Below are 20,915 nucleotides of genomic sequence, written 5' to 3'. Positions count from 1 at the left end.
CATCAGTGTGAAGCCAGAACCAGCTGGCGATGCTGTATCGCGTAGTAAGTATCGTCCAGCAGAAACGCCTCCTGTTCGAGGCCGAACAGGACGAAGCCGAACGCATCGTACAGGCGTTCGGCACGCCTGTTCCCATCGGTCAGGCTGAGCGTCAACTGGCGCAGACCCGCTGCCCGGGCCTGATCGATCAGATGGGCGAGAAGCGCCCGGCCGATGCCCTGCCGCTGTCGTTGCGGATCGACGACCAGCGCCTTCAGTTCAGCAGAGTGCGCAATCTTTTTGCCCGCGTGCCTGCGCAGGCAAACGGCGCCCACCAGGTCGCCGCCATCGAAGGCGCCAAAGAATGTGTCGCCCGGCGTGCTCAAGCGCTGCGCAGCCCAGGACAGCGGTTGCAGACATGCCTCGCCGTAGTCGGGCTGGAACGCCAGCGGACAAGCATGGATGCCGGCCAGACGAAGGGCGCGATATGCGCGGGCATCGCGCTGGTCGAGGATACGCAACGTGATACCAGGTGTCGCCGTCATGGTGCCCCTCGGTTGCGGTGGGCCGGTCCTGACCGGTTCAGCCGCGCAAGTCGTCTACTGGCTGGTCGCCAAAGCCAGGTGCGAGCAGATAGTCGGCCAGCTTGCGCGCGCAGTCTTCGGGCGAGGTCAGGCCGCCGCTGTCCTTCAGTTCGACGAAACGTTCGCGCAGCGGGAAGTTGGCGTCGGGCGTCGCGCGGATCGCGGCCTGCATGTCGGTGTCGATGACGCCCGGCGCCAGGCTCACCGCCAGCACGCGCGCGTCGCCGTCGAGCTGGACGGCGCGCGCATGCTGGTCGAGCGCGGCCTTGGTCGCGCAATACACGGCCCAGCCGGGATAGGCATTGCGCCCTGCCCCGCTGGAAATGTGCAGGATGCGGCGCGTCGCCCCGGGCGCAGCCTGCACGAATGCGGCGGCCAGCGCCAGCGGCGCCCCGACATTGAGCATCACCGCCTGCAGCACGGCAGCCGGCTCCTGCGCGGCAAGCGGGCCCACCGGCGTGACGACACCGGCATTGTTGACCAGGTACGCCGCATCGGCGCCGGCGAGAAAATCGCGCAGCGCCGGGCCGGCCAACCAGGCCTGCAAGGCAGCCGGATCGGCCATGTCGACTTCGGCCTGCTCGATGCCGGCCAGCGCAGAGCGCCCGCGCGCCAGGCCCAGCACGGACAGGCCACGCGCCTGCAGTTCGGCCGCGATGGCGGCCCCGAGACCACGGGTATGGCCGGTGACGATGACTTTTTTCATGAGGCGTTCCTTAGATGAAGACGGGTTCGGGTTCAAGCATCACGCCATAGCGCGCCGCGACATCGGCCTGGATCGCTGCGGCAAGCCGGACCACGTCCTGGCCCGTCGCCCCGCCCAGATTGACCAGCACCAGCGCCTGCTTGTGGTACACGCCGGCCGCGCCCAGGTGGCGGCCTTTCCAGCCGCACTGGTCGATCAGCCAGCCGGCCGCCAGCTTGAACGTGCCGTCCGGCTGGGCGTGGTGCACCAGGTTCGGAAACTGCGCCAGCAGGCGCGCGCATTCCGTGCTTGATACCACCGGATTCTTGAAGAAACTGCCGGCATTGCCGATCTCGCGCGGATCGGGCAGCTTGCGGCGCCGGATCGCTTCGACCAGCAAGCCGATGTCGTTCGGCGTGGGCGCCGTCAGACCGGCTTCCTGCACCGCGTTGCCCAGTTCGGCATAGCGCAGGTTCGGCTGCCACGCGCGCGGCAGCGCAAACGTCACGTCCAGCACGACCAGGCTGGCGCCGTCGGGGTGCTTGAAGATGCTGTCGCGGTAACCGAAGCGGCAGGCGGCCGCGTCCAGCGTGCGCGTGGCGCCGCTGGTCATGTCGTAGGCGGTGAGACTGTGGAATACATCCTTGGTTTCGACGCCATACGCCCCCACATTCTGGATAGGCGCGGCGCCCACCGTGCCCGGTATCAGGGACAGGTTTTCCAGCCCGCCGATGCCTTGCTCGAGCGTGAAGCGCACGAAGCCGTGCCAGTGTTCGCCGGCCTGGGCGCGCACGAGGATCTTGCCGTCTTCTTCGCCGAGCACCTCGCGGCCCTGCCCCGTCATGTGCAGCACGAGGCCATCGACGTCGCGCGTGAACAGCAGGTTGCTGCCGCCGCCGAGCACCAGGCGCGGCAGTGCCGCGAGCGCCGGATCGGCGCGCACCGCGGCCAGTTGTTCGGCGCCATCCACGCGCAGGTAGTGGCGCGCGCGCGCGGGGATGCGGAAGGTATTGAACGTGGCTAGCGGCTGGTCGTGAATGAGAGGCATGATGTAACGGCGTAAAAGTGTCGTTTCATTATAGTGGTTCGTGCATTCCCGGCTTTCATCTGGGGGGAAAGCGTCGCGAATCGGGCCGCCGTCCGCTAAAATAGAGGGATTCATCTATATGCAAACTATAAAAAGGACACACCATGCCATCGTTTGATGTCGTCTGCGAAGCAGACATGGTCGAAGTAAAGAACGCGGTTGAACAATCGAACAAAGAGATCACGACCCGTTTTGATTTCAAGGGCAGCTCGGCCAATGTCGAGCAAAAAGACAAGGAACTGACGCTGTTTGCCGATTCCGATTTCCAGCTTACTCAGGTCAAGGACGTCCTGATCAACAAGATGGCCAAGCGCAAGGTCGACGTGCGTTTCCTGGACGAAGGCAAGGTCGAGAAAATCGGCGGCGACAAGGTCAAGCTGGTGATCAAGGTGCGCAACGGTATCGAAACCGACGACGCGAAAAAGATCACCAAGCTGGTCAAGGAAAGCAAAATGAAGGTGCAGGCCAGCATCCAGGGCGAATCGGTGCGCATCACCGGCGCCAAGCGCGATGACCTGCAGACGGCCATGGCCATGCTGCGCAAGGACGTGCAGGATCTGCCGCTGGCCTTCAACAACTTCCGCGACTGATCGATATCAGCGCGTTGCAACGGGCCGGCTTGACCGGCGCTGGCACGGGGCGCTACGTGGACAATGTGTCCGCTGAAGCCTTGTAACGCTTGGAGTAAAATGGCGCCGTGTGCCGACCCCAGGTCGACGATTGCACACCGCAGCCACTCCGGGCAGATTAGGTAGTCTAAGGATAGCAATGAAACGTGTTGATGATTTCCGCCTGCGCATGGGCAACAAGGAATACGTGCCCATCATGATCGGCGGAATGGGTGTGGACATTTCGACGTCCGAGCTGGCGCTGGAAGCAGCCCGCCTGGGTGGTATCGGCCATATTTCTGATGCAATGTCGCAAGACGTGTCCGACCGCAAGTTCGACACCACGTACGTCAAGGAAAAAACCAAGACCTACAAGTTCAACATCAACAACATGAACAAGGCCGTGGTCCAGTTCGATCTGGATCACCTGGCCGAGGCCACGCGCCGTCATGTCAGCTCCACCATGGAAGCGAAGAAAGGCGATGGCCTGATCTACGTGAACTGCATGGAAAAGCTGACCATGAACGCGCCAAAGGAAACGCTGCGCGTGCGCCTGGCGTCGGCCCTGGACGGCGGCATCGACGGCATCACGCTGTCGGCCGGCCTGCACCTGGGTTCGTTCGAGCTGATCAAGGATCACCCGCGTTTCCGCGATGCGCACCTGGGCATCATCGTGTCGTCCGTGCGCGCGCTGCAACTGTTCCTGCGTAAAGTCTCGCGCCTGGACCGCAAGCCCGACTTCGTCATCGTCGAAGGCCCGCTGGCCGGTGGCCACCTGGGCTTCGGCATGGATGACTGGAAGCAATATGACCTGCACACGATCATGGACGAGATCCATGCGTTCGTGAAGGCCGAGCAGCTGGGGATCCCGGTGATCGCAGCCGGTGGCGTGTTCACCGGCTCGGATGCCGTCAGCTTCCTCGAAAAAGGCGCGGGCGCCGTGCAAGTGGCCACGCGCTTTACCGTGACGACCGAATGCGGCCTGCCCGACGACGTCAAGCAGGAATACTTCCGCGCCAGCGAAGAAGACATCGAAGTCAACGGCATCTCGCCGACCGGCTATCCGATGCGCATGCTCAAGAATACGCCGGCGATCGGCTCGGGCATCCGCCCGGGTTGCGAATCGTATGGTTATCTGCTCGATGCGACCGGCAACTGCTCGTACATCAACGCCTACAACCGCGAGGTGCAGGCGCATCCGGAACTGAAAAAAGTCACGGTGATGGACAAGACCTGCCTGTGCACGCACATGCGCAACTTCAATTGCTGGACCTGCGGCCATTACACGTACCGCCTGAAGGACACGTCGCACCTGCTGGCCGATGGCAACTACCAGATCCTCAGCGCCGAGCACGTGTTCAAGGACTACCAGTTCAGTGTCAACAACGAGATCGCCCTGCCCGAAAAGCAGGACATCGTCACGGCGTAAGCCCGTCTTTTGCTGTTGCCGCGCTGTACAGCGGCCATGAAAACGTCATTCCTGTCCACGCTGGAATGACGTTTTTTGCATTGACGCCCGAATGAACCGCCTTGTCCCGTCCCCGCCCGGTGATCGCCGCTGAATGTGCGCAGGCGCACCGAAGCAGTCTTGCATGAACGTTACGGTAATCATTCCATCAGCGGGAGTGAGCAATGAGCGAAGAGAAAAAGCAGGTCCGTATTACCAAGGCGACGATGCCGGCCGGCGGCTGGGGTTCCGTTGGCGACGTCAGCACCATCCTGACCGACCAGAACGTCGTCGTCAAAGACACGGGCTTGCTGCTCAAGCAAAACAAGACCGATGGCTTCGCCTGCGTCAGCTGCGCCTGGGCGAAACCTGCCAATCCGCACCCGTTCGAATTCTGCGCCAGCGGCGCCAAGGCCACCGCGTGGGAAACCACCAGCAAATCCATTGGCGCCGACTTTTTCCAGCGCTACACGCTGACCGAGCTGGAAGGCTGGAGCGACCATGAACTGGAAGACCACGGCCGCCTGACCACGCCGCTGCGCTACGACGCCGCCAGCGACAAATACCTGCCAGTCGAGTGGGATGTAGCGTTCAGCGAAATCGGCGCCGCGCTGCGCGGGTTCGACCGCAAGCAAGTCGTGTTCTACGCATCGGGCCGCGCATCGCTGGAAACGTCGTATATGTACCAGTTGCTGGCGCGCATGTACGGCAACAACAACCTGCCGGACAGCTCGAATATGTGCCACGAAAGCACGTCGGTCGGCCTGCAGAAAACCATCGGCGTTGGCGTCGGCACGGTCAAGCTGAGCGACTTCGACGACACCGACTGCGTCCTGTTCTTTGGCCAGAACGTGGGCGTGAACAGCCCGCGCATGCTGCACCAGCTGCAAGAGGCGCGCAAACGCGACGTTCCGATCATCACCTTCAACCCGCTGCGTGAACGGGGGCTGGTGAGCTTCACCAATCCGCAGTCGCCGCTGGAAATGCTGACCAGGCAAGAAACCGCGATCTCGACCCAGTACCACCAGGTCAAGCCGGGCGGCGACACGGCCGTCATCATGGGCATGTGCAAGGCACTCTTCGCCCTCGACGATGCGGCGCTGGCCGTCGGCGAACAGCGCGTCATTGACATCGCGTTCATCCAGGAGCACACCAATGGCTTCGAGGCCTTCGAGGCGGCCGTGCGTACTTGCCCGTGGGAAGCGATCGAGCGTGAAGCGGGCCTGTCGCAGGCAGCCATCGAAGAGGCGGCAAATGTCTACGCGACATCGAGCGCGGTGCTGGGCGTGTACGGCATGGGCCTAACCCAGCACCGCAACGGCGTGCAGAACGTGACGATGATGGTCAACCTGCTGCTATTGCGCGGCAATATCGGCAAGCCGGGCGCCGGCATCTGCCCGGTGCGCGGCCACTCCAACGTGCAGGGCCAGCGCACGGTCGGCATTACCGAAAAACCCGAACTGGCGCCGCTTGACAAGCTCAAGGAGCAATTCAACTTCGAGCCGCCGCGCGACACGGGCCTGACGACGGTCGATGCCTGCGAAGCCATCATCAAACGCGACCTGCAGGCGTTCATCGGCCTGGGCGGCAACTTCCTGCGCGCCGTGCCGGAAACCGTGCTGATGGAAGCGGCCTGGCGCGAGCTGCCGCTGACGGTGCAGATTGCCACCAAGCTCAACCGCAACCACGTCATCCACGGCAAGGAGGCCTACCTGCTGCCGTGCCTGGGCCGGATTGAAATCGACCGCCAGGGCTCCGGTGACCAGTCGGTGTCAGTCGAGGACAGCACGTCGCACATGCACGGCTCGCGCGGGATGACCGAGCCGGCTGCGCCAGGGCTGCTGTCCGAGCCGGCCATCGTGGCGGGCATCGCCAAGGCCACGCTGGACGCCAATCCGCGCGTCGACTGGGACGCGTGGGTGGCCGACTACCGCACCATCCGCAAGGCGATGGGGATCACCTTCCCCGAGATCTTCAAGGACCTGAACGAACGCATGTGGACGCCGGGCGGCTACCGCAAGCCGCTGGCCGCCGCCGAGCGGGTCTGGAAGACCGACAGCGGCAAGGCCGAATTCACGGTGCCCGAAGAACTGCCGGGCAACCCGAACATGCCGGGCGGCCCCGATATCCTGCGCTTGTTTACGATTCGCAGCGATGGCCAGTTCAACACGACGATCTACAGCAACGACGACCGCTTCCGCGGCGTGCACGGCAGTCGCATGGTGCTGTTCATGAACGCGGCCGACATGGAACGCTACGGCCTCGACAAGGGCGACGTGGTGGCGCTGCGCACGCATGCCGACGACGGCGTCGACCGGCGCGTCGAGGGCTTGCAGATCGTGCCCTACGATGTCCCGACCGGCTGCATCGCCGGCTACTACCCGGAATGCAATCCGTTGATTCCGCTCTGGCACCATGCCAAAGAGAGCAAGGTGCCGGCGGCGAAAGCCATCGACGTCCTGCTCGAACGCAGTAAAGTGGCTGCACCGGGCGTGGCATGAACGCGCGCACGTCGTTCCCAGGCGACGGCGGGCCGGACTTCCCCGTCGCCACCAGCCTGCCGGCAGCCTGCTGGCAGGCTGGTGCGAGTGAAGCTCTGGCCGAAGTCCTGGCCGAGGAAGTCCCGGTTGCGCTCGTCTACAACGGCATCAGCCACGCCGTGATGCTGGCCTCGCCGCAAGACCTGGACGACTTTGCGCTGGGCTTTTCGCTGTCCGAGCGCATCGTGCGCAACGCTGCGGACATCCGCGACATCGCCATCGAGCCGGGCCCGCACGGCATCACGGTCTCGATGGAGATTGCCCCCGGCGCCATGGCGCGCCTGAAGGAAACCCGGCGCGCACGCACCGGCAAGACCGGCTGCGGCCTGTGTGGCGTGGACAGCCTGGCCTGGTTCGAGCGCGAAACGGGCCTGCTCGACGCCCGCGATGGCGGCGCGCACGGCGTGACGGCGCAGTTCGCACCGGCAGCGCTGCACCGCGCGATGGCGGCGATGAACGCGGACCAGCGCCTGCACCAGGCCACCGGCGCCGTGCATGCGGCAGGCTGGGCCGACCACGACGGCGTGCTGCGCACCGTGCGCGAGGACGTCGGTCGTCACAATGCGCTCGACAAACTGATCGGCGCAGTGGCGCGCGATGGCCTGGCGGCCGACAGCGGCTTCGTCGTCGTGACCAGCCGGGCCAGTTTCGAGATGGTGCAAAAGACCGCGCGCGCCGGCATTGCCGTGCTGGCGGCCATATCTGCGCCCACGGCCATGGCCGTGCGCATGGCCGATGCCGCCGGCGTGACGTTGGCCGGCTTCGTGCGGGCCGGCCGCCACGTCGTCTACAGCCATCCGCAGCGCCTCGCGTAACCGCAGCGCACTCCGCACGCGCCCGTTGCGGCGCCATGTTGAACGGGTATATGCTGGACGCCAGCGCAGACCCGACGCAGCGCGATGCGAGAGAGGCGGCCCGTCATGTCAACGTTTGCCCCTGCCGAGCAGGTCAGCTTCCTGGCTGATCAAGCGGGCAGCATCACCAGCTGGAATCCGGCGTGCGCGGCGCTGTTCGGTCGCGCCGCAGCCGATGTCATCGGTCAACCGCTCGTCGGCCTGCTGGCCGGTAACGACTGGCCCACCCTCCAACGTGTTGGCCAGAGCCAGACCGCACTGGCGACGGCCGCCGGTGACGTCTCTGCCAGCCTCAGCCTCGTGTTGCAGCATGCCGCCGACGGCGCCGCGCTCGGCTACAGCATCACCATCACCCCTGCCCTGCCCGGCGCATCCGAAGGCGAACGGCTCGGCGCGACGCCGCTGTCCGCCGTGGTCGATCTGTTGCCGGGCACGTTCTACATCATGAACCGCGAAGGCCGCATCCTGCTGTGGAACCACAATCTCGAGCGGCTGTGCGAGATGATGCCGGACGAGATCGCCGCCGCCAATGGCATTACCATGCTCGACCCGCGTGACCGCCCGGGGGCGCTCGTGCAGGTCGAGGCCATGTTCAACAACAACACCGAGATCGCACTGGAAACCGACTACGTCTCGCGCAGCGGCCGCGAAACGCCGATGCTGCTGCGCGGCGCGCGCATCGACTGCAACGGCGGCCAGTACCTGGTCGGCATGGGCATCGACATTTCCAGGCAACGCGCACGCGAGCGCCAGCTGGCCCTGTACCGGCGTGCGCTCAATGTCGCACGCAATGGCGTGATCATCGCCCGCGATGCCGGCCCCAACCGCGTAGTCGAGTACGTCAACCCCGCGTTCGAGCACATCACCGGCTACAGCGCCGACGAAGTCATCGGCCGCGATGCGCGCTTCATGGCCGCGCCCGGCCTGGACGAAGACGAACGCAGCCGCATGCGCGTCGCCTTGCGCGAGCGGCGCTCGGTCCACGTCGTGCTGCGCAACCTGCGCAAGAATGGCGAAGTGTTCTGGAACGACCTGCAGATCACGCCGGTGCACGACGACAATGGCAAGGTCACGCATTTCATCGGCATCATCAACGACGTTACCGCCAGCAAGCAGCGTGCTGACGAGATCGAGCCCGATGCCAACCACGACAGCCTGACGGGATTAGCCAACCGCACGCTGCTGTGGGACCGGCTCGACCACGCCCTGCACCTGGCGCAGCGTCACCAGTCGCTGGTGGCCACCGTGCTGGTCGACCTGGCCGGCTTCAAGGCCATCAACCATACGTTCGGCCACGACGCCGGTGACGCCGTGCTCAAGGTCGTGGCGAGGCGCCTGCAGGCAGCCGTGCGCGACTGCGACACCGTGGCGCGCATGGCGGGCGATGAATTCGTGATGGTGCTGGTGGACCAGCCGAACCTGCGCTTCACGCTGCGCGTGGTCGAGCGGCTGCGACGCGCACTGGTCATGCCGGTCGCGTACGGCGGCAACGATATCGCCGTGGGCGCGCGCATCGGCGTGGCGGCCTACCCGAACGATGGCGCGACGACAGCCGACCTGATCCGCGCGGCCGGGATGGCGGTGCACCGCGCCAGGCAGCGTGGCGGCGACGTGCATTTCTACTCGCGCGACATGCGCAATGCCAGCGACGCGCGCGTCGCGCTGGCCGGCACGATGCGCAGCGCGCTCGCCAACGATCAGTTGTTCCTGCTGTTCCAGCCACGGATGGAAGCGTGCAGCGGCAAGGTCCGCGGGTTCGAAGCCCTGCTGCGCTGGCGCCATCCCGAGCAGGGCGTGATGCTGCCGGCGTCGTTCCTGGCCGAAGCCGAAGAAACCGGCCAGATCGTCGCCATCGGCGGCTGGGTGCTGGACCAGGCCTGCGCCTTCGCGCGCGACCTGCGCGACGCCGGTTACGCCGGGCTGCCGGTGGCGGTGAACGTGACACACCGCGAGTACAGCCGGCCCGATTTCATCGCCGGGATCGCCCGCCGCTTGCAGGAAGCCGATCTGCCGCCCGGCAGCCTCGAGATCGAAATCCCAGAAGCCGACCTGATCCGCAACCCGGGGTTGGGGCGCGACCTGGCAGTGCAATTGCGCGCCGCCGGCGCGATGCTGTCGATCGACCAGTTCGGGCAAGGCATCTCCGATCTGGCATTCCTGCAGCAATTGTCGGTGCGCCAGGTGAAACTGTCACACAAAGCCGTGCAGGATATCGCCGGGCATGGCCAGGGCGGCACACTCGCCAGGACCCTGATCGACATCGGGCACAACCTCGATATCACGGTGGTCGGCGAAGCGGTGGAAACCGACGCGCAAGTCGACTTCCTGCGCAGCCACGGCTGCGACCAGCTGCAGGGGCAATGGCTCAGCGCGCCATTGTCGGCCGCTGCAGCGCGCGACTTCCTCGTGCAGCGCCAACATGCGCTGTAGGGTGGGCGGGTCCCCCGCCCACGCGTTCGATGAAAGTCATGGCGCCGCAGTATTGAGCGAAGCCCGCCCACCCGTTCAATGAACGTCATGGCGCCCCACATTCGGCGTGATTTGAACGCGTGGACGGCATAGCCGTCCACCCTACGCCAGTGGTTACGGTCATATTGGTCATTGACCATCCCATGCCAACCGCCCCCGTCCATTCCCCGATTCATGCAGGCTGTCGCAGGATACTGGCCCTGACGCGCCCGGCGCGGTAAAGTTGCATCATTCCAACGGCCGCCGTTCAGGCCGATGCAGCCTACTCCGACGATCGACGACGCCATGCAAGCACGCAGCACGACACAGCACCATCTGGCCGGCATCCTGACCTGGCTCTACCGCGCTTTCGATGGCGTGGCGACCTGGGTCACCCAGCTATCGTGGTGGAAGTTTCTTCTCTTTGCCGGCCTGACCCTGACCGCCGCCGGCATCCTGCAGGAAGAACTGTTCAACGGCCCTGCCGAAGAAGAAATTGCCCGCGCCGAACGCGAGTCGGGCCGCCGCAGCGACGCCAGCATCCTGATCGACGAGAGCGGCATCCGCTTCAATCCCCGCACCCGCACGCGCACGGCCGAACCGGCCCCGGCGACCACGCCGGAGACGCCCGAGGTGCCCGCAGTGCCGGACACGCCCGATACGCCGCCGGGCCCGCCGGTCACAGCGACGACGCCTTCCCCGAGCGCCGGCGCCGTCAACATCTCGCCGAATAGCGACTCGGTCCACATCGAACTGCCGCCGCAAATCGGCGAAGAATTGTCGAACGCCATCGAGGCGGCCGTCGAAGACGCCGCCGAACAGAAGGTGTCGCGCTACCACAAGCAAGCGTCCACCTGGTTCATGAACTTCGTCGTTCTCCTGCTGCTGGCGCTGTTTGGCACCAAGGCCCTGGTCGGCGGCAAGAAGCGGGCCGATGCCGAGGCCCAGGTGGCCAATGCGGCCGCCGAGCGCGAGGCGATGCAGCGCCAGCTGATGGAAACGAAAATGCAGATGATGCAGGCCCAGGTTGAGCCGCATTTTCTGTTCAACACGCTGGCATCGGTCGAGCACTTGATCCGGGTCGACCCGCCGCGCGCCTCGGCCATGCAGCGCAGCCTCATCCAGTACCTGCGCGCGGTGCTGCCGCAGATGCGCGACAACGCCGTCGTCACCGGCCTGGGGCGCGAGGTCGACATGGTCAACGCTTACCTGGACCTGCTGAAGATGCGGATGGAAGAACGCCTGACCGTCAACCTGCGCGTGCCGGATGGCCTGCGCAGCGCGGCCTTCCCACCGATGATGCTGCAGTCGATGGTCGAAAACGCCATCAAGCACGGGCTTGAGTGCAAGCCCGAAGGCGGCACCCTGAACATCGTCGCCGAGGTCGTGGACAGCCGCCTGCGCGTGACCGTGGCCGACGATGGCGTGGGCTTTGGCGTGATGCCGAGCGACGGCACCGGCCTGGGGCTGCAAACGATCCGCGAGCGCCTGAAGCTGCTGCATGGCGACGCCGGCTGGCTGCACATCGGCGCCAACAGCCCGACCGGCGTGATCGCGACGATCGAAGTGCCCTACCAGTTGTCCAAGTAATGGATTGGCCAACGGGGCAGCGGCTATCGCCGACTTGCCTGTTGGTCAGTTTCATTGAATAATCATTCAATCACTTTTCATAACAACCTTGTCAAGAGACCACCATGCCGACCGCGATTATTGCCGATGACGAAAGACTGATGCGCGACCAGCTGCGCATGCGCCTGCAGGATGCCTGGCCCGAGCTGCAGATCGTCGGCGAAGCGAAGAATGGTGAAGAAGCGGTGCAACTGGTGGGCGAACTCAAGCCTGACCTGACGTTTCTCGACATCCGCATGCCGGGCAAGACCGGCATGGAAGCGGCGCGCGACATCGGCGACAAGAGCCTGATCGTGTTCGTGACCGCCTACGACCAGTACGCGGTGGAAGCGTTCGAGCGCGGCGCCATCGACTACGTGCTCAAGCCGACCGAGCCGGACCGTTTGCGGGTCACGGTGGACCGCCTGAAAGAGCGCCTGGAGCGTCCGCAGGACAATGTCAACGACAGCGTCAGCGCGATGCTGAGCCAGCTGGCCGAAAAAATCGCCTCGCCCAAGCCGAAGCACCTGCAGTGGATCCAGGCCAGCATCGGCCAGGACCTGCGCATGATTCCCGTCGAAGACATCCTGTTCTTCCGCTCGGACGAAAAATACACGAGCGTGCAGACGAGCGGCTTCGAGGCGCTGATCCGCAAGCCGGTGCGTGACCTGGCCGATGAGCTCGACCCGTCACTGTTCTGGCAAATCCACCGCGCGACGCTGGTCAACGTGAATGCCATCGAAGGCGTGACGCGCGATATCCGCGGCCGCCATCTGGTGATGGTCAAGGGCCGGCCCGAAAAGCTCGAAGTCAGCCGCAGCTTTTTGCACCTGTTCAAGCAGATGTGACCGCGTCGCCGGGCGCGTGTGCCATTGCGCGCCTTGTGACCTCGCAAAGCCCCCGGAGGGTCGTGCGCGTAGTGTAGAAGGTCCGGGCCGCACCCGTGGCCTTCTCGCCCAGCTCCCCGCATGAAACTCCAGCGCACGATGCACCTGCGGCGCAACCGCAGTCTTGACCAGCGCGCCGCACGCGGCTTCGACAGCCGGCGCATTCTGCACAGCGCCAGCGACGCCATCCTGTCGGTCGGCCACGACACCACCATCCTGCTGGCCAACCCCGCTGCGGCGCGCATGTTCGATACGGGCGTGCCCAGCCTGCAGGGCAGCGCGCTGGCGCGCTTCATCGCCGCACCCGGCGCCGATGCCCGCACCCCGCTCGACTATTTTCCCGCCGGCCTCGGTCGCGCCGGCCGGCGCGCCACCGACTACGCCGTCACGGGCATTCGCAGCGATGGCGAACGTTTCCCCATCGAAGGGTCGATTTCGAGCGTCGATCACGATGGCCGGCCGATCTACACGGTGATCCTGCGCGATGTGTCCGAGCGCCACCTGGTGCAGCAGACACTGGCGCGCTCGCACGACCAGTTGCGCCAGTTGTCGTCAGCGCTGCAAAGCATCCGCGAAGAAGAGCGCACCCACATCGCGCGCGAGCTGCACGACGACCTCGGGCAACTGCTGGCATCGCTGCGCATGGACCTCACGCTGCTCGCGCGTGTCGAGCGCCTGCCCGAGGCCAGCACGCCGCTGATCGGCTGCATGCAAAGCAATCTGCTGACGGCCATCGCGTCGCTGCGCCGGATCGCCACCAACCTGCGCCCGCGCGCCCTCGACGAAGGCGGGCTGTACTTCGCACTGCAGGGCTTGCGCGACGAGTTCACCGAACGCCATGGCATCGCCTGCAGCGTCCTCGCCGACGAAGCCGAATTGCGGCTGGACGATGCCGCCAGCACCGCGATCTTCCGCATCGTGCAAGAGGCGCTGACCAATATCGCCCGTCATGCGGGCGCGCAGCATGTGTGTGTAAACCTGTACCGCATCAATGGCGACCTGCTGCTGACGATCCAGGACGACGGCCGGGGCATCCGCGCACAAGACATGGACAAGGCCGAATCGCTGGGCCTGATCGGCATGCGCGAGCGGGTCTGGGCCATGCTGGGCGACATCACGATCGGTGCCGACGAGTCGCCGGGTACACGGATCGATATCGTGCTGCCCATTGCAGGCCACGTGGTCTGACGCCCGCCGAACCGCGCATGACTATCCTCCTATTGCGTAAAAACAACAGTGCCAGGGTGTCATGAACTCGACACATAGTCTCGATAAGATCGCTGTCGATCTGAGTTGATTACAAACTCTACATCTTGTCGAAACCACACTGGAGATCTTCATGAAGTATAAGTTCCTGGCCGCCGCCGTGCTGTCATCCCTGCCACTGTTCGCATCCGCCCAAACCAACGTCCAGATCTATGGCGTGATGGACGCGGCCGTCGCGCTCGAAGACACCGACGTGCCGGGTGAAGACCGTCGCACCACCGTCAGCTCGGGCAACCAGTCGAGCAGCCGTCTGGGCTTCCGCGGTACCGAAGATCTCGGCAATGGCCTGAAAGCCATGTTCAACATCGAAGCCGGCGTCGCGCTGGACACCGGTGCCACCGACACGCAAACCTTCGGCCGCCGCGCCGTGGTCGGCCTGCAAGGCAACTTCGGTACCGTGACCCTGGGCCGTGAGTACTCGCCAATCGCTGCTGTCGCCGCCGCATCCGACATCAACGGTCAGGGCATGTACGGCAGCAACCTGTCGGCCTTCGGCACCAACCGTCTGACCCGTCGCCTGTCGAACTCGATCAACTACAAATCGAACGACCTGGCTGGCTTCGTCGTCAACGCTGCGTATTCGACCGCTGAAAAAACCGTCGATCCGTCGGGCGACCTGCTGGGCATCGCGCTGGAATACAAGATCGGCGGCCTGTACCTGGGCGCCGGCTACCACACCATCGAGCGTCTGGCCTCGGGCGACGACAAGGAAATGGCATTCGGCGCTGGCTACAAATTCGGCGACTTCGAAATCAAGGGTAACTACCTGGAAGCCGAACTGGAAGGCACCACCGCCAGCAATGGCGTCGAGTACAAGAACGCCAACATCGGCGCATCGTACGCCATGGGCGCCAACAAGTTCTTCCTGAACTTCCAGCAGCAAAAGCTGAACAACGGCGCCAAGGGCAACACCGTGGCCGTGTCGTACACCTACACGCTGTCGAAGCGCACGAACTTCTACGGTACGTACGCCCAGCTGAGCAACAACAACCGCGCTGCCTTCGGCATCAACGCGTCGTCGAACAACGTGACCCCGGTCTCGAGCGTTCCGGCCATCAGCGCCCTGAGCGCCGACCCATCGGTCCTGACCGTCGGTATCCGTCACGCGTTCTAACCATGGCGCCGCACACGCTGCCAACGGCGGCGTGTGACGGAAGCTGTCCGTTCCTGCGTCCGCGGGAACGTTTGATGCCGGCGCTGCCGGCATTTTTCATGGTGCATTGCTATCATCACTATCTGACGACGTCGATGACGCCGATCACTTTTTGTCCCTGACATTTTGCGTAGATGAAGTAACTGGAGATGCATGGTGATCAACCATCAGGCCAATGGCTGGGAAGATGTGGCGCTGACGTTCGCTGACGTGCGTTCTGACACCGGTCGCGATGTCATCCGGCGCTGGGCAAGCACCTTGCCGTCGGGCGGCGAGGTCCTGGATGTCGGCTGCGGCTCGGGCTTTCCGGTCTCCTCGACACTCGCCGATGAAGGGTTGACGGTGTTCGGCATCGATGCCTCTCCGACGCTGGTGTCCATGTTTGTCCGGCGATTCGACAGTGCGCATGCAGCGTGCGAAACCGTGCAGGACAGTACCTTTTTCAGTCAAACCTTCGACGGCATCCTGGCAATCGGGCTCATGTTTCTGCTGTCGGAAGAGGATCAGGTAAAGCTGATCGATAAAGCAGGCAATGCACTCAAGCCAGGCGGACGCTTCTTGTTTACGGCACCGCATCAGAAATGCGAGTGGAAGGACGTGTTGACCGGACAGCGTTCAGCGTCCCTTGGTACAACGGACTACGAGCGATTGCTTGCCGGGGCCGGCATGCAGCTTATCGGCACTTGCATGGACGAGGGCGAGAATCACTACTTTGCCGCGGTGCGATCTTCAGAATGCACCGAAGTCCCGGCAACAGTCCTCATCTAGCCAATATTTGTCGCCAATGTGCTTAGAGGTTGTATGATGCAGGTTGATTGAGACCAATAGTAGCAAATGGCCAACGCAACCAGGAGTCAACAACTTACCTATGCCGATGACCACGCCAGCGCCACGGCACGACGCCGACGGCGTGCACGATGCGCTGATTGAGCAAAACGCCATCCTGTGCAGTGCTAATCAGCATCTGCTGCTTGCAACATTCGATGCGGAAGACCTGCGCGCGCAGGCGGAAGCCGCAAACCGGCGCCAGAACGAATTTCTTGCAGTGCTGGCCCATGAGTTACGCAATCCGCTGGCACCGATCAGCATGGCCAGTGCGATGATGGGCAGGATGCCCGCCCCATCGGCCGAGCTGCTGCAGATCAAGACCATCATCGACCGGCAAGTGGGACAACTTTCACGTCTGCTGGACGACCTGCTCGACGCGGCGCGCATCAGCAGCGGCAAGATCGAACTGCACAAGCAGGCGCTGCTGGTCGCCGAGCAGCTCGACAATGCGGTGGACACCGTGCAGGCGCGTGTCAACGATCGCAGGCAGCAGTTGATCATCGACGTGCCCGATCGCGCCATCCGGGTCTTCGGCGATGGTGTCAGGCTGGCGCAGGTGTTCTCGAACCTGCTGGTCAACGCGTCGAAATTCACGCCGGTTGGCGGCCGCATCTGTCTTCGCGCTTGCGTGATCGGTAACGATGTGGTCGTGACGGTCGACGATGACGGCGACGGTATTGCTGCCGAGGTCCTGCCCACCGTCTTCACGCTGTTCGCGCAGGGTCCCAGGACATTGGCCCGCTCCCAGGGTGGCCTGGGGATCGGCTTGAATATCGTCCGCAATGTCGTCGAGATGCATGGCGGCAGCGTCAGCGCAGCCAGTCCCGGCTTAGGCCACGGCACGGTGTTCACAGTCAGGCTGCCGCTGCTCGAGGCGACCGACGCGCTCATCGCCGCGATGCCTGATGCCCCGCCGCCCACATTGCGCCACCATATTCTGCTGGTCGAAGACAACCGGGATGCCAGCGACATGCTGGAGATGGTGTTGTGTTCAGAAAACCATACCGTCATCAAGGCGTTCGATGGCATTGCCGGACTCGCGCTGGCATGCACCGGCGCATTCGATGTCGTGCTGTGTGATATCGGTTTGCCAGGGATGACTGGTTACGAGCTGGTCCGGGCGTTGCGCACCACCCTCGCCGAGACCACGCCCTTCTGCGTGGCCATATCTGGCTACGGCCAGCCAGAAGACCGGACACGCGCACTGGCGTCCGGATTCGACGAGCATCTGGTCAAGCCGATCAATATTGATAATCTGTTACAGTTGGTCGCTTCCGTACCTCTTGATACAGCACATGCACCGCAGCCCTCCGTGTGATCGTCTCGTGCAGTTTCATCCCATGGCCAGCCTGAAGCCCTGCCCCCCAATGCACCGGAGAGTCATTCTCCCTGCGTCAACATCAGGCCGAATTATTTCCAGGAAATGTCCATGACGGCTCCCATCAATCTCCAGCGACACGTGCTGATCGAGCGCGCCGTGCTGGTGCTTGCACAACGTGGTGAATCCAGCGTGACATTGTGGACGAGCATCGCGGCAGCGCTCGGCAAGATTATCGGTGACCAGGGGTTTGCATCGCTGCTGGTCAGATGCATGCATGAACTCGCACCATGCCACCCATGGCTGGCTGACGCGCAACACGCCAACACGGGGGCACTCACCCATCTGTCGACCCTGCTGGCCAGCCGCGACATCGAAGAATCGGAACACGCCAGCGCCGCATTGCTGCATATTTTCGCCGACACCCTGATCCTGCTGGTCGGCGAACTCGTAACCAATCGCATCCTCCTTTCCGCCTGGAAGACGCTCGCTGTAGAAGATGTACCGGAGCCATCAAAATGAACAAAGTTACTATCCGCCTGCTGCCGACCGGCGTGCCCGGACTCGATGATTTGCTGGGCGGCGGCGTGCCCGAATTTTCGTTCAACCTGCTTGCCGGAACGCCGGGCAGCGGCAAGACGACGATGGCACACCAGATGATGTTTTCACTGGCCAGTCCGGCGCGACGTGCAATTTTCTTCACTGTGCTGGGCGAACCCGCGCTCAAGATGCTGCGCTATCAGCAACAATTCCCTTTCTTCGATCCCGAGAAAATCGATGACTCGATCAGGTTCGTCAACCTCTCGGCCGATCTGCTCGAGGGAAATTTCGATGCCGTGCTCGCGCGCATCACCGAAGAAGTCCGCGCCTTTGGCGCGAGCCTGGTGTTTGTCGATTCGTTCCGTTCCGTCATGCAAACTGCGCGCGGCCTTGACGACGGCCCCGCAGGCTTGCAGCATTTTGTCCAGCAGCTGGGCATGCAGATGACGAGCTGGCTGGCGACGACGTTCCTGATTGGCGAATACCTGGTGCCCGAAGAAGAGTCGAGTCCCGTGTTCACCGTTGCCGATGGCATCATCTGGCTGTCCCAGCTGGTACACCGCGATGCCTTGGTGCGCAAGATCCAGGTCGTCAAGCTGCGCGGTCACGCACAACGCCTGGGGATGCACACGTTTCGCATCGACGAGCAGGGCCTGCGCATCTTCCCGCGCGCGATGGTCGCGCAGGGCCTGGGCGCGCCGGTGCGCTTCAAGCCGACGCAGCGCCTGTCGATGGGCGTGCCGGCGATCGACACCATGCTCGGCGGTGGACTGCCGGCCGGTTATTCGATGCTGGTCGTTGGCCCGTCGGGTTCCGGCAAGACGGTATTGGCAACCCAGTTTCTCGAAGAAGGTGCCCGCGTCGGCGAACCGGGGATCATCGCCGCCTTCGAAAAAAGTCCGAATCAACTGATGAGCCAGCGGCTTGATGCGCTGGTCGAGAGCGGCAGCGCCGGCGTGATCAACACGCGCACGCTCGATCTGTCGCTCGACGAAGTCCTGCATGACCTGATCGAGATGATCATCAGGATGAAAGCGAAGCGGGTCGTCATCGATTCACTGTCCGGCTTTGAAATGGCACTGGCCTCGGTATTTCGCGAAGACTTCCGCGAGTCGCTCTACCGGCTGGTGGCCTCGTTGACGCAACTGGGCGTGACGGTACTGATGACCGCCGAGACCGAAGACCGGTACACCGATCTGCGCTTTTCCTCGTATGGCAATGCGTTCTTGGCCGATGCGATCCTGATGCAGCGGTATATCGAACTGCGCGGCCGTCTGCGCCGGGTGCTGTCAGTCGTGAAAGTGCGGGCCAGCGCGCATAGCGATCATCTGCATTTTTACGACATCCGTGACGGCGACATCCATGTCGGCGAGACGATGGAAAACTACGAAGGCATCCTGACGGGGCAGCCACACCTGCATGGGCAAGGCTGACGGGCGGTCTATCGGCACCTGGCAATCGAGCGCATTGTCAACCTTGATGCCGGCGCTGCCGGCATGTTTCATGGTGCGGTCGATATCTAGCAGGTCTGCGCAGGCGCTGCCATACTGGCAATGGGGAACAAGCGATCATAGCCAAGATTGAACAGGAAGCCGTACACCAGATAAAACGTCACGATAGCAATATCCATGAGTAAGGCAGCCCACAGGCCAATCCCCAGATACCAGGCGATGAGCGGGATCAGCATGGCAACCAGGCCTGCTTCGAACAGGAAGGTATGTGTGACTCGGATCGCCATCGTCTTTTCGACACTGCCCCGCAGACGCAGCATGGCGCGGTCAAATCCGAGGTTGAACACAAAATTCCAGAGTGTGGCGATGGTGGCCGAGAAAATACCGATGACGCCCATGTCCTGCACGGGTTGGTCGAACAGAACGGCAGAGCCGGGGATGAAGATGGCCAGCGCCACCGCCTCGAAAAGAAGCGCGTGCCGGACGCGATCGGCGAATGTACGCATGTCAATCCTTATTATTGTTGGTGGGGCTTACGGCAAGCAGCTATAGAGAAAATGCGTTCAAACGCTGAACCGGCAAAGCAAGGCAGGATGATCCCATAGTCTATAAATGCACACATAGCCAAGAAACTGAGGCATCATGGTGCAAATATGAAACACTTGAACTGGGACGACCTGCGCTTGCTGGCGTTTATCGCGCAGGAAGGCACGTTGCGCGGTGCTGCGCGAAGGGCGGGATTGAGCCCTGCCACACTGTCGCGAAGGCTCGACCAGCTCGAGGAAACGGTCGGCCAGAAGCTGGTCGAGCGCCATCAGGGTGGTTGTGTTCCAACGACGTTTGGCGTGGACATGTTCGCACTGGCCGAGCAGATGAGCGATATCGCCCTGGAAGTCGAGCATGCACAGGCTCGACAGAATGCAAGTTCTGCGTCGGGCGTCGTACGCATCAATACCGACGAATGGCTCTCGTACTTCCTGACGACCCGCTTCGCACCGTTCCATGACGCCTATCCGGATGTGGAGGTCGAAATCGTTACCTCCCACCGGCCCTACAACCTGGCACGGCGCGAGGCCGATATCGCAATACGCCCTTACCGGCCCGAACAGCTCGACCTCGTGGCGCGCCAGGTCGGGACGCTATCCTTCGGACTGTATGGCAGTCAGGCGATCGCAACGCGTTATGCCGAGGCCATCGCGAACCAGAACTGGACAGGCGTGCCATTCGTGGGCTTCGACGAGCCACGTGCCGAGTTCCAGTCTGACCAGTGGTTACGGGCGCTGCCCGGTGCGCCTGCCCCCTGGATGCGCTGCAGCTATGGCCTTGGCATCCTTGATGGCGTGACGCATGGTGCTGGCCTGGGGGTGCTGGCCTCGTTTCTGGCAAGCGAAGCACATGGCCTCGTCACGGCAATTCCGCATATTCCCGAATTGGACCAGGCCATCTGGCTTTCGATGCATCGCACGGTGCGAACGACTGCGCGCGTCAGGGCGGTGGTCGATTTCGTGGGGTTGTTGTTCGCGCAGTACCACGAGGGCGGGGGTTGATACGTAAAAAAACCCGCGAGACTTGCGGGTTTTTTCATGCGTCCAAACGATTACTGGGTCTTTGGACGATCCGACACACGTGTTG

Annotated in this window: 18 protein-coding genes; 14 read left to right on the top strand and 4 right to left on the bottom strand. The window is 63.4% G+C overall.

Going from position 1 to position 20,915, the window contains the following annotated elements; all coding sequences use genetic code 11:
* Nucleotides 1-2: 2 nt before the first annotated feature.
* From AC56LN_RS17300 to murB, 3 genes are read right to left on the bottom strand one after another with little or no spacing between them, the layout of a single operon-like run.
* Nucleotides 3-524: a GNAT family N-acetyltransferase gene (locus tag AC56LN_RS17300; RefSeq protein WP_499573573.1), complete on the bottom strand. Its 522-nt coding sequence runs from the start codon at nt 522-524 to the stop codon at nt 3-5.
* A gap of 37 nt (nt 525-561) precedes the next feature.
* On the bottom strand, nt 562-1,269 hold the full coding sequence (locus AC56LN_RS17295; RefSeq protein WP_499573571.1) for an SDR family oxidoreductase: 708 nt from the start codon (nt 1,267-1,269) through the stop codon (nt 562-564).
* 10 nt (nt 1,270-1,279) lie between these two features.
* Complete coding sequence (murB, locus tag AC56LN_RS17290; protein ID WP_499573569.1) at nt 1,280-2,296, bottom strand: UDP-N-acetylmuramate dehydrogenase; 1,017 nt, start codon at nt 2,294-2,296, stop codon at nt 1,280-1,282.
* 143 nt (nt 2,297-2,439) lie between these two features.
* Between murB and AC56LN_RS17285 the strand changes: the two genes are divergently transcribed.
* The 13 genes from AC56LN_RS17285 (at nt 2,440) to AC56LN_RS17225 (ending at nt 19,265) form a co-directional block, all read left to right on the top strand.
* Nucleotides 2,440-2,925 (top strand): YajQ family cyclic di-GMP-binding protein, encoded by a 486-nt coding sequence (locus tag AC56LN_RS17285; RefSeq protein WP_183550398.1) that lies wholly within the window; start codon nt 2,440-2,442, stop codon nt 2,923-2,925.
* Between the two features lie 178 nt (nt 2,926-3,103).
* A complete protein-coding gene (locus AC56LN_RS17280) occupies nt 3,104-4,372 on the top strand; it encodes a nitronate monooxygenase (RefSeq protein WP_482897995.1) in 1,269 nt (422 codons plus the stop codon).
* Between the two features lie 203 nt (nt 4,373-4,575).
* A complete protein-coding gene (locus tag AC56LN_RS17275) occupies nt 4,576-6,891 on the top strand; it encodes an FdhF/YdeP family oxidoreductase (RefSeq protein ID WP_499573567.1) in 2,316 nt (771 codons plus the stop codon).
* Complete coding sequence (gene fdhD, locus AC56LN_RS17270; RefSeq protein ID WP_499573565.1) at nt 6,888-7,745, top strand: formate dehydrogenase accessory sulfurtransferase FdhD; 858 nt, start codon at nt 6,888-6,890, stop codon at nt 7,743-7,745. The genes AC56LN_RS17275 and fdhD overlap by 4 nt, the downstream gene beginning before the upstream one ends.
* A gap of 105 nt (nt 7,746-7,850) precedes the next feature.
* Complete coding sequence (locus tag AC56LN_RS17265) at nt 7,851-10,214, top strand: putative bifunctional diguanylate cyclase/phosphodiesterase (protein WP_499573564.1); 2,364 nt, start codon at nt 7,851-7,853, stop codon at nt 10,212-10,214.
* Between the two features lie 324 nt (nt 10,215-10,538).
* Nucleotides 10,539-11,822 carry a sensor histidine kinase gene (locus AC56LN_RS17260; protein WP_499573562.1) on the top strand — a complete coding sequence of 428 codons (1,284 nt, stop codon included), beginning with the start codon at nt 10,539-10,541 and terminating at the stop codon, nt 11,820-11,822.
* A gap of 104 nt (nt 11,823-11,926) precedes the next feature.
* Nucleotides 11,927-12,688: a LytR/AlgR family response regulator transcription factor gene (locus AC56LN_RS17255; RefSeq protein ID WP_482897990.1), complete on the top strand. Its 762-nt coding sequence runs from the start codon at nt 11,927-11,929 to the stop codon at nt 12,686-12,688.
* Nucleotides 12,689-12,808: 120 nt separating this feature from the next.
* Nucleotides 12,809-13,915, top strand: coding sequence for a sensor histidine kinase (locus tag AC56LN_RS17250; RefSeq protein ID WP_499573561.1), 1,107 nt, complete (start codon nt 12,809-12,811; stop codon nt 13,913-13,915).
* A 151-nt stretch (nt 13,916-14,066) separates the two neighbouring features.
* The gene (locus tag AC56LN_RS17245) at nt 14,067-15,107 is read left to right on the top strand and encodes a porin (RefSeq protein WP_499573559.1); all 1,041 of its coding nucleotides are present in this window, start codon (nt 14,067-14,069) and stop codon (nt 15,105-15,107) included.
* Between the two features lie 192 nt (nt 15,108-15,299).
* On the top strand, nt 15,300-15,914 hold the full coding sequence (locus tag AC56LN_RS17240; RefSeq protein WP_499573558.1) for a class I SAM-dependent methyltransferase: 615 nt from the start codon (nt 15,300-15,302) through the stop codon (nt 15,912-15,914).
* A 100-nt stretch (nt 15,915-16,014) separates the two neighbouring features.
* Nucleotides 16,015-17,292 (top strand): hybrid sensor histidine kinase/response regulator, encoded by a 1,278-nt coding sequence (locus tag AC56LN_RS17235; RefSeq protein WP_499573557.1) that lies wholly within the window; start codon nt 16,015-16,017, stop codon nt 17,290-17,292.
* 111 nt (nt 17,293-17,403) lie between these two features.
* Nucleotides 17,404-17,814 carry a hypothetical protein gene (locus AC56LN_RS17230; RefSeq protein WP_499573556.1) on the top strand — a complete coding sequence of 137 codons (411 nt, stop codon included), beginning with the start codon at nt 17,404-17,406 and terminating at the stop codon, nt 17,812-17,814.
* Nucleotides 17,811-19,265, top strand: coding sequence for an ATPase domain-containing protein (locus AC56LN_RS17225; RefSeq protein ID WP_499573554.1), 1,455 nt, complete (start codon nt 17,811-17,813; stop codon nt 19,263-19,265). The genes AC56LN_RS17230 and AC56LN_RS17225 overlap by 4 nt, the downstream gene beginning before the upstream one ends.
* Before the next feature lie 86 nt (nt 19,266-19,351).
* Here AC56LN_RS17225 and AC56LN_RS17220 read toward each other — a convergent pair whose 3' ends face one another.
* Nucleotides 19,352-19,789 (bottom strand): PACE efflux transporter, encoded by a 438-nt coding sequence (locus AC56LN_RS17220; RefSeq protein ID WP_499573552.1) that lies wholly within the window; start codon nt 19,787-19,789, stop codon nt 19,352-19,354.
* A 147-nt stretch (nt 19,790-19,936) separates the two neighbouring features.
* On the opposite strand from AC56LN_RS17220, the gene AC56LN_RS17215 reads away from it, so the two are divergent.
* Complete coding sequence (locus AC56LN_RS17215) at nt 19,937-20,830, top strand: LysR family transcriptional regulator (protein WP_499573550.1); 894 nt, start codon at nt 19,937-19,939, stop codon at nt 20,828-20,830.
* The last annotated feature ends 85 nt before the right edge of the window (nt 20,831-20,915 follow it).

The sequence above is a fragment of the Telluria sp. ZT3P26 genome, assembly GCF_059686035.1.
This window is presented reverse-complemented; position numbering and strand designations above follow the sequence as displayed.

Excerpts from the sequence above, each read along its gene's own strand:
- AC56LN_RS17300 (WP_499573573.1), bottom strand. The coding sequence starts at position 524 with ATGACGGCGACACCTGGTATCACGTTGCGTATCCTCGACCAGCGCGAT.
- AC56LN_RS17295 (WP_499573571.1), bottom strand. The coding sequence starts at position 1,269 with ATGAAAAAAGTCATCGTCACCGGCCATACCCGTGGTCTCGGGGCCGCC.
- murB (WP_499573569.1), bottom strand. The coding sequence starts at position 2,296 with ATGCCTCTCATTCACGACCAGCCGCTAGCCACGTTCAATACCTTCCGC.
- AC56LN_RS17285 (WP_183550398.1), top strand. The coding sequence starts at position 2,440 with ATGCCATCGTTTGATGTCGTCTGCGAAGCAGACATGGTCGAAGTAAAG.
- AC56LN_RS17280 (WP_482897995.1), top strand. The coding sequence starts at position 3,104 with ATGAAACGTGTTGATGATTTCCGCCTGCGCATGGGCAACAAGGAATAC.
- AC56LN_RS17275 (WP_499573567.1), top strand. The coding sequence starts at position 4,576 with ATGAGCGAAGAGAAAAAGCAGGTCCGTATTACCAAGGCGACGATGCCG.
- fdhD (WP_499573565.1), top strand. The coding sequence starts at position 6,888 with ATGAACGCGCGCACGTCGTTCCCAGGCGACGGCGGGCCGGACTTCCCC.
- AC56LN_RS17265 (WP_499573564.1), top strand. The coding sequence starts at position 7,851 with ATGTCAACGTTTGCCCCTGCCGAGCAGGTCAGCTTCCTGGCTGATCAA.
- AC56LN_RS17260 (WP_499573562.1), top strand. The coding sequence starts at position 10,539 with ATGCAAGCACGCAGCACGACACAGCACCATCTGGCCGGCATCCTGACC.
- AC56LN_RS17255 (WP_482897990.1), top strand. The coding sequence starts at position 11,927 with ATGCCGACCGCGATTATTGCCGATGACGAAAGACTGATGCGCGACCAG.
- AC56LN_RS17250 (WP_499573561.1), top strand. The coding sequence starts at position 12,809 with ATGAAACTCCAGCGCACGATGCACCTGCGGCGCAACCGCAGTCTTGAC.
- AC56LN_RS17245 (WP_499573559.1), top strand. The coding sequence starts at position 14,067 with ATGAAGTATAAGTTCCTGGCCGCCGCCGTGCTGTCATCCCTGCCACTG.
- AC56LN_RS17240 (WP_499573558.1), top strand. The coding sequence starts at position 15,300 with ATGGTGATCAACCATCAGGCCAATGGCTGGGAAGATGTGGCGCTGACG.
- AC56LN_RS17235 (WP_499573557.1), top strand. The coding sequence starts at position 16,015 with ATGCCGATGACCACGCCAGCGCCACGGCACGACGCCGACGGCGTGCAC.
- AC56LN_RS17230 (WP_499573556.1), top strand. The coding sequence starts at position 17,404 with ATGACGGCTCCCATCAATCTCCAGCGACACGTGCTGATCGAGCGCGCC.
- AC56LN_RS17225 (WP_499573554.1), top strand. The coding sequence starts at position 17,811 with ATGAACAAAGTTACTATCCGCCTGCTGCCGACCGGCGTGCCCGGACTC.
- AC56LN_RS17220 (WP_499573552.1), bottom strand. The coding sequence starts at position 19,789 with ATGCGTACATTCGCCGATCGCGTCCGGCACGCGCTTCTTTTCGAGGCG.
- AC56LN_RS17215 (WP_499573550.1), top strand. The coding sequence starts at position 19,937 with ATGAAACACTTGAACTGGGACGACCTGCGCTTGCTGGCGTTTATCGCG.